This window comes from Pigmentiphaga sp. NML080357 (assembly GCF_002188465.1).
Taxonomy (GTDB): domain Bacteria; phylum Pseudomonadota; class Gammaproteobacteria; order Burkholderiales; family Burkholderiaceae_B; genus Pigmentiphaga.
The window spans coordinates 57,675-71,084 of the sequence record NZ_NINW01000028.1; the positions used below are offsets into that span (position 1 = coordinate 57,675).

The window sequence follows — 13,410 nt, forward strand, 5'->3', positions numbered from 1 at the left end:
CGGGAGTATAGCCCCCCGGTACGCGCTGAAGGGGAGCCCACCCCCTCGCGCTTCGCGCAAGGGAAGCCCACCCCCTCCGCGCTTCGCGCAAGGGGAGCCCACCCCCTCCGCGCTTCGCGCGTCCCCCTCAAGGGGGCGATGCGGGTGGACCGGCGGAGCCGGATCCACCGCATCCTGGATCTAGTACCGTTATCTTGGGGTGGGGCGCTTGTGCTTCGCTGGCTGCCAGCGGTAGCCACGGTGTAGCAATTTAAGAAACTCGTACTAGACCCAGGGCGCCGCGGATCCGGCTTTGCCGGTCCGCCAGCGCCGCCCCCTTGAGGGGGACGCGCGAAGCGCGGAGGGGGTGGGCTTCCCTTGCGCGAAGCGCGGAGGGGGGCTATACCCTACCGGGTATCTGCAGCGTGCGGCCCACGGCGAGGGCCGAGCCTTTGATGCGGTTCAGGGACCGCAGTTGCTCGATCGAGGTGCCGTACTGGCGCGCGATGGAGCTGAGGGTTTCGCCCTTGCGGACCTTGTGCGTGCGCACGTGGACCTTTTTCTTGGCGCGGCTGTTGTTGTCGGCCACGGCGCGCACGGGGGTGGGGCCGGCGCTGGCCACCAGGGTGGGCTCGGCCTGCCTGCTGGTGGGCACCATCAGGATATCGCCCGCGCCGACGCGCGAACGCGAGCCCAGGCCGTTGGCACGGCGCAGCGTGGCTACCGAGGTGCCGTATTTCTTGGCGACGCTGGTCAGCGTTTCGCCGCGTCCCAGTTCGTGGGTGTGCCAGGACGACAGCGAGCCGCTGTACGCGCGCAGGTTGGCTTCGAAGATGCTGATGCGGTCGGCCGGCAGCAGCAGCGTCGGTTCATGGCTGCCGAGGATGACGCCGCGGTTGAACGAAGGGTTCAGCGCCTTGAATTCTTCCAGCGGCATTTCGGCCAGCTGGGCGGCCAGCTTGACGTCGATGTTGCGGCTCTTGGTGATGGTGACGAAATACGGCTGGTTCTCGATGGCCGGCAGCGCAATGTTGTAGGCGGCGGGATTGGCGATGATGTTCTTGATCGCCTGCAGCTTCGGAATGTAGTTGCGCGTTTCGTCCGGCATGTCGAGCGACAGGTAGTCCGTCGGCAGGCCGCGCGCGGTGTTCTTGTCGATGGCGCGCTTGACCGAGCCTTCGCCCCAGTTATACGAGGCCAGCGCCAGGTGCCAGTCGCCGTGGAAGTCGAACAGGTACTGCAGGTAGTCCATGGCCGCCCTGGTGGAGGCGATGGGATCGCGGCGCTCGTCGCGCCACCAGTCCTGCTTCAGGTTGAAGCCGCGGCCGGTGGCGGGGATGAACTGCCACAGGCCGGAAGCCTGCGAGCGCGACAGCGCCCATGGGTCGTAGGAGCTTTCGACGAAAGGCAGGAGGGCCAGTTCGGTGGGCATGCCGCGCTGGTCGATTTCCTCGACGATGTAATAGAGGTACTTGCCCGCGCGTTCGGCGGTCCGCTGGATGTAGTCGGGGCGCGAGGCGTAGAAGTTCTCCCACTCCTTGACCAGCGCGGTATCGATGTTGGGCACCGCGAAGCCGCGGCGGATGCGGGTCCAGATGTCGGCGGGCTGTACCGTCAGGTCGACCGTCCTCGGTTCCAGCCCGTCGTCGGGAGTCTGCATCGCCAACGGGGCGTCGAGCCGGCGGCCGGAGGCGCGCGGAGCCGGGGCGATTCGAGAGGAGGAGAACCCGGCCGGGGCGTCGGCCATGACGGGGGAGGCGACCGTCGCGGAATGCATATTGTGGTCGGATGTCGCGGGAGGCTCCATCGAAGCGCAGCCCGCCAGGACCATCACGCACCCGGCGATCAGGATTTTGAACGAAGAGGCTGGACGGCCATCGCGGACGCCCGCCCGCAGATTCCAGACGCCGCGGGGGCGCAGTTGCATGTTTTCTATGTCCTTGACCACGTGCCTCGCTTGGCCTCGTCCCTGGAGGACGGGGCCAAGCGAGGCAGTTTCAATTCGGAGCCGCAGGCTCCTCCCGGTGAGTGAAGAGGAGCGGCCTCGCGGCCAGCGTGACTCTTAGCGCATTTAGCGCGGCATAGTACGAATCGAGAGCGGTTCTCGTCAACCCGCTTTTACAAATTCGAAGCTTTTGCCTGCCATTGCGCGCAAATCAAGGCAAGATGCGAACCGCTCTACCGGAAGTTGTTCTTCCATTCGCGCAGTGCGGCGAACACTTCGACCTCGTTCGAAAGCGGCTTGCCGGCGTGCGCCGCGGCGGCCGCCGCCACCTCCGGAACCGCTGTACGCAGGAAGGGGTTGACCTGCCGTTCGAGATCGAGCGTGGTCGGCACCGTGGGCTGGGCCTGCTCGCGCAGGTGACGCGCCTGCTGGTGCCATACCTGCAACGCGGCGTTGTCGGGTTCTACCGCCACCGCCCACGCCAGATTGGACAGCGTGTATTCGTGTGCGCAGTAGATGCGGGTCTTGCCCGGCAGCGCCGCCAGCTTGGCGAGCGAATCCTTCATCTGCTGCGGGGTGCCCTCGAACAGGCGGCCACAGCCCGAGGCGAACAGCGTATCGCCGCAGAACACCAGCGGCTCGACGCCGGCGGCGCGGCCGGCGTAGGCGATGTGGCCGGCGGTGTGGCCGGGGACGTCGAGCACCTCGAGATCCAGGTCCAATTCGGGAAGCGTGACACGGTCGCCCTGCGACAGCCGGCGGTCGCAATGGGGCAGCTTTTCGCCCGCCGGGCCGAAGACCGTGGCGCCGGTGCGTTCGACCAGCTCCAGCACGCCGCCGACATGGTCCTTGTGGTGATGAGTCAGTAGAATGGCACGAAGCTGCACGCGCTGCTGTTGCAGTGCCGCCAGGACCGGCGCGGCGTCGCCCGGGTCCACCACGGCAGCCAGCGTGCCTTGACGGACCAGCCATAGATAGTTGTCATCGAAGGCAGGTATGCCGCTTATTCCTGCCGTCGCGCCGGCATCTTGGATGCCGGTCGATCGCTTGCTTCCTTTCACCGGGTCTTTCATTTCGATGCTGCCGTCTGACGTCCAGGATACCCCGATTGTAGAGCTTGCCGCGTGGCTGGCGACCGACCCCGGCCGCCACGCGCTCGCCTGGGAGCAGGCGCGGCTCGACGAGGCCGTGTCCGACGTGTTCGGCTTTCATGCGATGCAGGCCGGGCTGGCCGAGCTGGACGCGCTGCGCGCCAACCGCATGCCCTTCAAGGGCTATGTCGCCGGCGCCATTCCTTCCGAGGCGCAACGGGCGCGCTGGAACGCGTTCGTCGTTGCCGACCTGGAGGCCTTGCCTTTCGATGCGCAAAGCCTGGACCTGCTGGTGCTGCCTCATACGCTGGAATGTTCGGCCGATCCCCACCAGGTCTTGCGCGAGGCCGAGCGCGTGCTGATCCCCGAGGGGCGCCTGGTGATTACCGGATTCAATCCCTGGAGCCTGTGGGGCGCGGGGCGCATGCTCGGCCGCCGGCGGCCCTTCCTGCCGGCCGGCGTGCAGCCGCTGTCGCCGGCGCGCCTGAAGGATTGGCTGAAGCTGCTGTCGTTCGAGGTCGACAGCGGCCGGTTCGGACTCTACGTGCCCCCGTGCCATACCGATAAATGGCTGCGGCGGTACGCCTTCATGGAGCGGGCCGGCGAGCGCTGGTGGCCGGTGTGCGGCGGCCTGTACGTGGTGTCCGCCGTCAAGCGGACGGTGGGCATGCGGCTCATCGGGCCGCCATGGAAAAAACGCAAGGCGCCGCGGCGGGCGGCGGTGGCGGCTGCGCCGAGGGAGGTCCATCCGGGGGAAGCCCACCCCTTACGCGCCTCGTGCGCCCAATATGATGGGCGCCCAGCCGCTACGCGGCAGCCCCCCGAGGGGGCCTGAGCCCGCCTTGGGGCCCTGGATGGGGGCGCCCGTTCGGGCGGGGCTCAGGCTTCGAAGAGGTTTTGGCGGATTTGCTGGAGGTGGCCCAGAAGAAGGTCGCGGGCCTGGGCGGCGTCGCGGTCTTTGAGGGCTTCGACGATGGCGCGGTGCTGGTGCTGGTATTGCTCCCGCCGTTCGGGCGTGAGCGAGCGGCGCTTGAGACGGCCCCATTCGCCTTGTTCGCGGACGCGGTTGGTCAGCTCGAGGATCTGCAGGAAAAAGGAGTTGTGGGTCGCCTCGGCGAACGACTTGTGCAGTTCGCCGTCCCAGTGTTCGAAGGCCTCGATGCTGGCCGCGGCTTCCGATTCGTCCACGCATTGCTGCATGCGGGCGAAATCGGCGGCGTTGGCGTTGCGCGCGATCAGCGCCGGCATCAGCGGTTCTATCAGGAGCCGCGCTTCCATGAGTTCGGCCGGGCTGGTGCTGACGCCCGGAGCCGGTGTCGCGCCACCCGCCAGCGCCTGCGCGCCTTCGGCGACGAAGGTGCCGCTGCCCACGGACTGCACGATCAGGCCGCGTGCCCGCAGGTCGGCCAGCACGCGCCGCACCGATCCTCGCGATATGGCGAAACGCTGGCTGAGTTCGCGCTCGGGCGGCAGCTTGACCCCCACGTGCAGCCTGCCGCTGGAGATTTCGCCCAGCAGGTGCTGCATGAGTTCCTTGGCCCCCGGGGCCCGCGATATGGGGGTATGCGCTGATTCGTCCATGGTGGCTATCCCTCTCCTGGCGCTAACTTAATTCAATGGTACCAATTGGTCAAATCTCCCGGCGCGTTATGCTTGCTGAAGATCCAATTTGGTTTTATATTGGTATAAATAAATACCAATTGGACCTTAAGGCATTATGAAATTCGTCAACCTGCTGCTGGACAACGTCAAGACCGTCGCGCTGGTCGATACCGACATGCGCAAATACTGGCCCGTCGCGGAGCTTGCCCCGGGGTATGCCGGGGACATGGTCCAGTTGGTCCAGGATTACGATCGCATCAAGACCAACCTCGTTGCCCGGGGCGCGGGAAGGCCGCTGGCCGAGGCCGCGCTGCTGGCGCCCATCGACCAGCCCCGGCGCAATATTTTCTGCGTCGGCAAGAACTACTTCGACCACGCCGCTGAGTTCAGCAAGTCCGGTTTCGACGCCAGCGCCAAGGAGGGCGAGCACGTGCCCGAGGCGCCCGTGGTTTTCACCAAGGCTTATTCCACCGTCATCGGGCCCGGCGCGCCGATTCCGTCCCATCCCGGGGTCGCCAGCCAGCTCGATTACGAGGCCGAACTGGCGGTCGTGATCGGCAAGCCCGGACGCGGCATACCCAAGGCGCGGGCGCTTGAGCACGTGTTCGGCTACACCATCGTCAATGACTTCACCGCGCGCGACCTGCAAAAACTCCATCGCCAGTGGTTCCTGGGGAAGTCGCTGGACGGCTTCTGCCCCATGGGCCCGGTACTCGTCACGGCGGATGAGGTGGATGCGGGCAATCTCGACATCCGGTGCTGGGTCAACGGCGAATTGCGCCAGGATGCCAACACCCGGCAATTGATTTTCGACATTCCGACGTTGATCGAGACCATCTCGGCGGGCATCACGCTGCAGCCGGGAGACATCATCGCCACTGGTACGCCGGCCGGCGTGGGTATCGGTTTCGAGCCGCCGCGCTTCGTCCGGAGCGGCGACGTCATCCGCATCGAGGTGCAGGGCATAGGCACGCTCGAGAATACGGTGGACTGAGCGGCGCGGGCGCGGCCCGCACGCTGCGACCCCCGGATACACGGGGGCGGGCTTATTCCCCAAAGGGGGACGAGGAGACGACATGAAACGCACTCTGTTGGCATGGGCGGCGTGTTGCGCCGTCCTGGCGGGCCCGGCGGCCGCCGCGCAGGAAACCTGGCCGGCCAAGCCGATTACGATGATCGTGCCCTTTCCGCCAGGCGGCGTGGCCGATACCGTGGCCCGGCCGGTGGCCGAAGCCATGGGCCGCTTCCTGCAGCAGACCGTAGTGGTGGAGAACCGCGGCGGAGCGGGCGGCGGCGTCGGCATGGGGCAGGTGGCCAAGTCGCCGCCCGACGGCTACACCATCATGATGGCCTTGTCCTCCATCTCGATCCTGCCCGAAGCGGACCAGTTGCTGGGCCGGCCTCCCATGTACCAGTTGTCCCAGTTCACCCCCATCGCCCGCATCACCGCCGACCCCACCGTGCTGGTCGTGCGCGCCGACAGCCCCTGGAAAACAGCCGAGGAATTCATCGCCGCGCAGAAAAAGGGCGAGCGGGAAGTCGCCTACGGTTCTTCCGGCAACTACGGCACCATGCACGTGCCGATGGAAATGCTGCGCAACGAGGCCGGCCTGAAACTCCTGCACGTGCCCTATACCGGGGCCGGCCCGGCCATCGTGGCGCTGCTGGCGGGCCAGGTCGACGCGGTGGCGACCGGACCGGCTTCCATCCTCCAGCACGTCAAGGCCGGCAAAGTGCGGGCGCTGGCGCACTGGGGGACCGGGCGGCTGGAAGCGCTGCCCGACGTGCCCAGCCTGACCGAGCTCGGCCATCCGGTGCGGTTCGCGCAATGGTCGGGCCTGTTTGCGCCGGCGGGCACGCCGGCTCCTGTCGTGGCCAGGCTGCGGGCCGCGGCCAAGGCGGCCGCCTCGGACCCGAAAGTGCTGGGGGCCATCCAGGGCGCGGGCAGTCCGGTGCTGTACATGGACGCGCCCGAGTTCGCCTCGTACTGGCAAGCCGATGCAAAGGTCATGGCCGAGGCCGTCAGGCGCATCGGCAAGGTCGAGTAAGGGGGGGCGGGCGGGGGCGATTGCGGCTCGTCCGGTGCCCGCTGCATGTTTGTAACTTCTTTTTTTCGCCATCCCGTCGGCCGAACGCACGACATCCGCGCAATCGCAATGCTCCGATGCTACAGTGAGCGAAACACCTTGTTGCCCTTTTCCGCTCGCCAGCATGCAGAAGAATTCCCTAGCGCTTGCCGTGGTCGTCGCTCTCGCCGTCGGGGCGGGAATCGGCTATTTCTCCCCGCGCTTCCTGGGCCAGGCGTCGCCCCCCACGGGCGCCCAGGGCGCAGCCGCCGCAGGCGGCGAATCCAAGGCCAAGGGCGCGCAGGCGATCGTGGTCGAAGTCCAGAAGGTGGCGCGGAGGCCCTTCGAACGGGGCATTACCGCGGTGGGCAGCCTGCGATCCGACGAGTCCGTCACCCTCAGGCCGGAAGTGGCGGGCCGCATCAGCGAGATCCGCTTCACCGAGGGGCAGCGCGCACAGAAGGGCCAGGTACTGATACGGCTCGATGACTCCGTGCCGCGTGCCGAGTTCGAGCAGGCGCGCGCCAACTACACGCTGGCCAAGAGCAACTACGACCGCGCCATCGAACTGCAGCAGAAGGGGTTCATCAGCAAGCAGGCCAAGGACGAGGCCGACAACGCCATGAAGGTCCAGCAGGCCGCGATGGTGCTGGCCCAGGTCCGCCTCGACAAGAACGAGATCCGCGCGCCGTTCGGCGGCGTGATCGGCCTGCGCAACGTGTCGGTGGGCGACTATGTGGCCGTGGGCCAGGACCTCGTGGCGCTGGAGGCCATCGATCCGCTCAAGGTCGATTTCCGCATTCCCGAGATCTACCTGGCGCAGATCCGTACCGGCCAGACCCTGGAAATCGCCCTCGATGCCGTCCCTGACAAGACCTTCGCCGGGACGGTCTACGCCATCAGCCCCCTGATCGATACCGGCGGCCGCTCCATCGTCATGCGCGCCCAGGTCAAGAACCCGGGAGGGCAGTTGCGCCCCGGCATGTTCGCCCGCGTGCGCCTGCTGCTCGATACGCCGGCGCAGGCGCTGGCGGTGCCCGAGGCCGCGCTGGTGCCGGTGGGGGACGACCTTTTCGTATTCCGGGTGCAGGACGGACGCGCCGAGCGGGTTCAGGTCGAGGTGGGGCAGCGGCGCGACGCGCACGCCGAAATCACCGCCGGCCTGGCCGAGGGCGATGTCATCGTCGTGGCGGGCGCCCAGAAGCTGCGCGACGGCGTCGCCGTGAAAGTGGCCGGCACCGCGGCATCCGCACTCTAAGGCGGCATCATGGTCCTGTCCGAAGTCTGCATCAAGCGCCCGGTCTTCGCCACGGTGCTGTCGCTGCTGATCCTGCTGGTGGGCCTGATCTCGTATTCGCGGTTGTCGGTACGCGAATATCCGCAGATCGACGAACCGGTGATCTCCGTCGGCACGGTCTACAAGGGCGCCTCGGCCGAAGTCATCGAGTCGCAGATCACCAAGCCGCTGGAAGATTCGCTGTCGGGCATCGAAGGGGTGGAGGTCATGACCTCCACCAGCCGCTCCGAACGCAGCAACATCAACGTACGCTTCCGGCTGTCGATATCGCCCGATGCCGCCGCCGCCGAAGTACGCGACAAGGTGGCCCGCGTGCGCGGCCGCCTGCCCGACGAGATCGACGAGCCCATCATCGCCAAGGTCGAGGCCGACTCCCAGCCGGTCATCTACCTGGCCGTCGAGTCCGGCTCGCTGTCCTCCATGGAGGCGTCCGACTACATCAACCGCTTCATCAAGCCGCGGCTGTCGGTCCTGCCCGGCGCCGCCGAGGTGCGGGTGTTCGGCGATCGCCTGCCGGCCATGCGCATCAACGTGGACCGCGGCAAGCTGGCGGCCTACCGGCTTACCGTGCAGGATGTGGAAGACGCGTTGCGCAAGCAGAACGTCGAGATTCCCTCGGGCCGGATCGAGTCGCGGGCGCGCGAGTTCTCCGTCGTGGCCGCCACCAACCTGCGCACCAAGGAACAATTCGAGAACGTCATCATCGCCAACGTGGGCGGCTACAGCGTGCGCATCGGCGACGTCGCCGCCGTCGGCCTGGGGCCGGTGGACGAGCGTGTCACCTCGCGCTTCAACGGCAAGCCGGCGCTCAACATCGGTATCGTCAAGCAGTCCACGGCCAACCCTCTCGACCTGTCGAAGGCGGTGCGGGCCGAGATGGAGCAGTTGAACGCGACGCTGCCGTACGGCATGAAGCTGAACATGGCCTACGACACCTCGGTCTTCATCGAGAAGTCCATCGAGTCGGTCTTCCACACCATAGGCGAGGCCATCGTCCTGGTCGTGCTGGTGATCTTTCTGTTCCTGCGCAACCTGCGCGCCAGCATCATCCCCATCGTCACCATACCGGTATCGCTGATCGGCGCCTGTACGCTGATGTACGCCTTCGGTTTCTCCATCAATACGCTGACGCTGCTGGCGATGGTGCTGGCCATCGGACTGGTGGTGGACGACGCGATCGTGGTGCTGGAGAACATCTTCCGCCACATCGAGGAAGGCAAGTCGCGCCTGCAGGCCGCGCTCCTGGGCGCGCGCGAGATCGGCTTCGCCGTGGTCGCGATGACGTTGACGCTGGTCACCGTCTACGCGCCGCTGGCTTTCGCGACGGGCCGCACCGGCCGGCTGTTCATCGAGTTCGCGCTCGCGCTGGCGGGCGCCGTGCTGGTGTCGGGTTTTGTCGCGCTCACGCTCACGCCCATGATGTGTTCGCTCATGCTGCGCCACCAGGCGTCGCACGGGCGGGTCTACAACTTCATCGAGGGCGGCCTGGTGGGCCTGACGCGGGGCTACCGGCGGGCGCTGGAGTTTGCGCTGGCGCACCGGGCCTGGGTGGTGGTGCTGGGCGTGGCCGTGGGCGCTTGCAGCATCCCGCTGTTCAAGGTCATCAAGAGCGAGCTCGCGCCGGTGGAAGACCGGGGCGTCATCTATGGCCGGGTGGTGGCGCCCCAGGGCGCGACCGTGGGCTACACCACGACCTACCTGGAGCGGATGGAGGACATCTACAAGGACATCCCGGAAATGGCCGCCCACCAGGCCGTGGCCGGCTTTCCCACGGTCACCGACGGCAACGCGGTGCTGCGCCTCAAGCCCTGGGAAGAGCGTACCCGTTCGCAACAGGAGATCGCCCGCTCGCTGCAGCCGCGCTTCGCCGCGCTGCCGGGCGTCCAGGCCTTCCCCGTCAACCCGCCGTCGCTGGGCCAGTCGCCGCGCTCCACGCCGATCGAGTTCGTCATCCTGAGCCAGGTCTCCTATCCGGAACTGGCCGTCATGACCGAGACCTTCCTGGCCGAGCTCGCCAAGTATCCCGGCGTGCAGAACGTGCAGACCGACCTGCGCCTGAACACCCCGGAGCTGCGCGTGCAGGTCAACCGCGACAAGCTCGCCGACGTGGGCGTGGACGTGGACCGCGTGGGCCGCACGCTGGAATCCATGCTGGGCGGCCGGCAGGTCACGCGCTTCAAGGACAACGGCGAGCAATACGACGTGCTGGTGCAGGTGGTCCCGCGCGATCGATCCAATCCGGACGATATCTCCGACATCTACGTGCGCGCCCGCAATGGCGAGATGGTGCAGCTGGCCAACCTGCTGTCGGTACGCGAAGGCGTGTCGCCGCAGACGCTGAACCACTTCAATCGCATGCGTGCCGTCACCATCTCGGCCTCGCTCGCGCCGGGCTACGCGCTGGGCGAGGCGCTCGACGTGATGAACGGCATCGCCGCGCGCGTGCTGCCCGCCACCGCGCAGACCGACCTCAACGGACAATCGCGCGAGTTCCGCGACTCCTCGGGGAGCATCTACCTGGTATTCGCGATGGCGGTGGCGTTCATCTACCTGGTGCTGGCGGCGCAGTTCGAGAGCTGGCGCAATCCCCTCATCATCATGCTCTCGGTTCCGCTGTCGATGACGGGCGCCTTGCTGGCGCTATGGTTCTCGGGCGGCACGCTGTCCATCTACAGCCAGATCGGATTGATCACGCTGGTCGGCCTCATCACCAAGCACGGGATCCTCATCGTCGAGTTCGCCAACCAGCTGCGCGACCAGGGCAAGGAGCTGCTGGAGGCCGTGGCCGAGGCCAGCGTGCTGCGGCTGCGGCCCATTCTGATGACGACCGGCGCGATGGTGCTGGGCGCCGTGCCGCTGGCCGTGGCCGCGGGCGCGGGAGCCGAGTCGCGGGTGCAGATCGGCTGGGTCATCGTGGGCGGGATGAGCCTGGGAACGATCCTGACCCTGTTCGTAGTGCCTTGCGTCTACGCGCTGATCGCCGGCAAGCGCAAGCGGCCGCTGCCGGTGGGCGAACATCCGGTCGAACCGGATGCGCATACGGCACCGGTCGCTCCGGCACCTGAGTCGGTGGGGTAGGGATGCGCCCAGCCCCATCCCCCCTTCCCGACGCTTCGCGCCAAATGCCCTACACTTGAGGGCCATCGCTATTTTTTCTTTGGTGCCCCACCCATGCGCTACGTCGTCCTGGATACTGAAACTACCGGCCTCGATCCACTCCAGGGACATCGCATCATCGAAATCGGTTGCGTCGAAATCGTCAACCGCCGGGTCACGCAGCGGCACTTCCACACCTACCTCAATCCCGACCGCGACAGCGATCCGGGCGCGCTGGAAGTGCACGGCCTGACCACCGAATTCCTTTCCGACAAGCCTCGCTTCGAAGACAAGGTCGACGAATTCCTCGACTTCATCCGCGACGGCCACGTCATCATCCACAACGCCGAATTCGACATCCGCTTCCTGAATGCCGAGCTTTCCCGCCTGCAACGGGGGGATTTCCGCGGCATGTGCCTGAGCGTCGTGGACTCGCTGCTGCATGCGCGCGAACTGCATCCGGGCAAGCGCAACTCGCTGGATTCCCTCTGCGACCGCTACGGCATTTCCAACGCCCACCGGGTCCTCCACGGGGCGCTGCTGGACTCGGAACTGCTGGCCGAGGTGTGGCTGGCCATGACCCGCGGGCAGGACAGCCTGGTCATCGACCTGGGCGACACCGGCGGGCAGGTGGCGACGGACTTCGGCGCCTTCGACCCCTCCGTGCTTCCCGTGGTTACGGTGGCCGACTCCGACCTGGCCGCGCACCGGGCCTATCTGGCGGGGCTGGACAAGGAGTCCAAGGGGCAGACCTTGTGGCGCAAATGGGAGCCCCTTCCCGCGGAGTAAAAACCTGTGTTATAGTTTTGGGCTGTCGCGAACGCGGCAACCCAAGACCGAAGCAGCAAGGTCGCTTCTTCGGGCGGTTAGCTCAGTGGTAGAGCACTGCCTTCACACGGCAGGGGTCACTGGTTCGAACCCAGTACCGCCCACCAATTCCCCTTCCTCATATTGCCTTCCCTATTGCGTTGCAGGGAAGCGCTCACGCGCGTTTTGCCGCCTTGCCCCATTGCGGCTTCGGACATACTTTTGCTCTGAGTGGCGGCCTTTTCTTGTCGGCTGCCCGTGTCCTCCCCACTAATTCCTGCTTACGTGCTCCGGCCGGTTTCCCCTGCTGCTCTACAGCCTGGCAGCATTGCTGCGCTCATCGCATTTTATGTGAAAATTCACATAATTTTATTTGAATTTTCATGTTTATCTAAGTGTTTTCACTAGATAAACACAATGTTTTGTTGACTATTTAGCGAATTCATAAATAATAAATGGTGAAAATTCACTAAATATTTGGTGAGCGGACGACGTAGGCTTTGGAATCCCATCTTGTCGAAGTGGCCCAACGTGGAGCAATCATGAGAGCGATGCGAGCACTACCCCTGGTCGTTGTCTGTCTGGTCGTCGCAATCGCGCCGAACCTCGCCCATTCAGCGGAAGTCGTACTGAAGGCCGTCAGCGCCTTTCAAGAGGGCACGTACTTTTCCCGGAACTTCGAGAGTTTCGTGAAGAAGGTCAACGAGGAAGGCAAAGGCCTCGTCCGGATCGAATATATCGGTGGGCCCAAGGCGATTCCCACCATGGAGCAAGGGGCCGCATTGCGCAACGGGGTCATCGATCTCGCCAATACGACGGTCACATTCACGGCAAGCATTGTTCCGGAGGGCTTGGCGCTGAACTACGCGACTCTGCCGTTCTCGGAAATCCGCAAGAACGGCGGCCTTGACTACCTCAATTCGATCATGCGGCAGAAGGGGCTGTACTACTTCGCGCGGACCGGCGATCGAATCCCTTATCACATCTATCTGAACAAGAAGATAGACAAGCCGGATCTCTCGGGGCTGAAGATCCGGATCACCCCCATATTCAGGGACTTCTTCGTCAAGCTTGGGGCGGGGGTCGTCCAGATGGCGCCGGGCGAGGTCTACACCGGCCTGGAGCGTGGGGTGGTGGACGGTTACGGCTGGCCCGCGATCGGGATCTTCGACCTGGGATGGCAGGAGAAGACGAAGTATCGGTTGGAGCCGGGTTTCTACACGCTTGAGCTGGGCATCCAGTTCGGTGCCCGGCGGTGGGACAGCCTGACCCCGGAGCAGCGTGACTTTCTGCAAAAGCAGGTTGCCTGGCTGGAAAAGATGTCCCTGGATGCATCGCTGCGCGATGCGGCCGCCGATATCAAGAGACAGTCCGAAGCCGGCATACAGCCCATCAGACTGTCCGACGAAGATTCCATGGCTTTCCTGTCCAAGGCGCAGGAAGCGGGCTGGGCGACGGTCTTGAGCGCCAGCCCCAAGCACGGATCCAAGCTGCGTCAGATGATGGCGCCCTGAAGACTGCCAGGGG

Annotated in this window: 10 protein-coding genes and 1 tRNA gene; 8 read left to right on the top strand and 3 right to left on the bottom strand. The window is 65.7% G+C overall.

The window, feature by feature from the left end:
- Positions 1-379: 379 nt before the first annotated feature.
- Together CDO44_RS11240 and gloB are read right to left on the bottom strand one after the other, a co-directional pair.
- Positions 380-1,906, bottom strand: a complete 1,527-nt coding sequence (locus CDO44_RS11240) for a LysM peptidoglycan-binding domain-containing protein (protein WP_233146140.1) — start codon at positions 1,904-1,906, stop codon at positions 380-382.
- Between the two features lie 251 nt (positions 1,907-2,157).
- Positions 2,158-2,958, bottom strand: coding sequence for a hydroxyacylglutathione hydrolase (gloB, locus tag CDO44_RS11245; protein WP_233146146.1), 801 nt, complete (start codon positions 2,956-2,958; stop codon positions 2,158-2,160).
- Positions 2,959-3,001: 43 nt separating this feature from the next.
- Between gloB and CDO44_RS11250 the strand changes: the two genes are divergently transcribed.
- The gene (locus CDO44_RS11250; protein ID WP_087780329.1) at positions 3,002-3,850 is read left to right on the top strand and encodes a class I SAM-dependent methyltransferase; all 849 of its coding nucleotides are present in this window, start codon (positions 3,002-3,004) and stop codon (positions 3,848-3,850) included.
- 44 nt (positions 3,851-3,894) lie between these two features.
- Here the strand turns inward: CDO44_RS11250 and CDO44_RS11255 are convergent, their stop codons facing one another.
- Entirely contained in the window at positions 3,895-4,596 is a 702-nt protein-coding gene (locus CDO44_RS11255; RefSeq protein WP_087780330.1) for a FadR/GntR family transcriptional regulator, read from the bottom strand.
- A gap of 136 nt (positions 4,597-4,732) precedes the next feature.
- On the opposite strand from CDO44_RS11255, the gene CDO44_RS11260 reads away from it, so the two are divergent.
- The 7 genes from CDO44_RS11260 (at position 4,733) to dctP (ending at position 13,397) form a co-directional block, all read left to right on the top strand.
- Positions 4,733-5,611 carry a fumarylacetoacetate hydrolase family protein gene (locus tag CDO44_RS11260; protein ID WP_087780331.1) on the top strand — a complete coding sequence of 293 codons (879 nt, stop codon included), beginning with the start codon at positions 4,733-4,735 and terminating at the stop codon, positions 5,609-5,611.
- A gap of 82 nt (positions 5,612-5,693) precedes the next feature.
- Positions 5,694-6,665 (top strand): tripartite tricarboxylate transporter substrate binding protein, encoded by a 972-nt coding sequence (locus CDO44_RS11265; protein WP_087780332.1) that lies wholly within the window; start codon positions 5,694-5,696, stop codon positions 6,663-6,665.
- Positions 6,666-6,828: 163 nt separating this feature from the next.
- Complete coding sequence (locus tag CDO44_RS11270) at positions 6,829-7,941, top strand: efflux RND transporter periplasmic adaptor subunit (protein ID WP_087780333.1); 1,113 nt, start codon at positions 6,829-6,831, stop codon at positions 7,939-7,941.
- Between the two features lie 9 nt (positions 7,942-7,950).
- Positions 7,951-11,058, top strand: coding sequence for an efflux RND transporter permease subunit (locus CDO44_RS11275; RefSeq protein WP_087780334.1), 3,108 nt, complete (start codon positions 7,951-7,953; stop codon positions 11,056-11,058).
- A 93-nt stretch (positions 11,059-11,151) separates the two neighbouring features.
- The gene (gene dnaQ, locus CDO44_RS11280) at positions 11,152-11,865 is read left to right on the top strand and encodes a DNA polymerase III subunit epsilon (protein ID WP_087780335.1); all 714 of its coding nucleotides are present in this window, start codon (positions 11,152-11,154) and stop codon (positions 11,863-11,865) included.
- Positions 11,866-11,936: 71 nt separating this feature from the next.
- Positions 11,937-12,011, top strand: a tRNA-Val gene (locus CDO44_RS11285).
- A 414-nt stretch (positions 12,012-12,425) separates the two neighbouring features.
- Positions 12,426-13,397, top strand: coding sequence for a TRAP transporter substrate-binding protein DctP (dctP, locus tag CDO44_RS11290; protein ID WP_233146141.1), 972 nt, complete (start codon positions 12,426-12,428; stop codon positions 13,395-13,397).
- Positions 13,398-13,410: the final 13 nt, after the last annotated feature.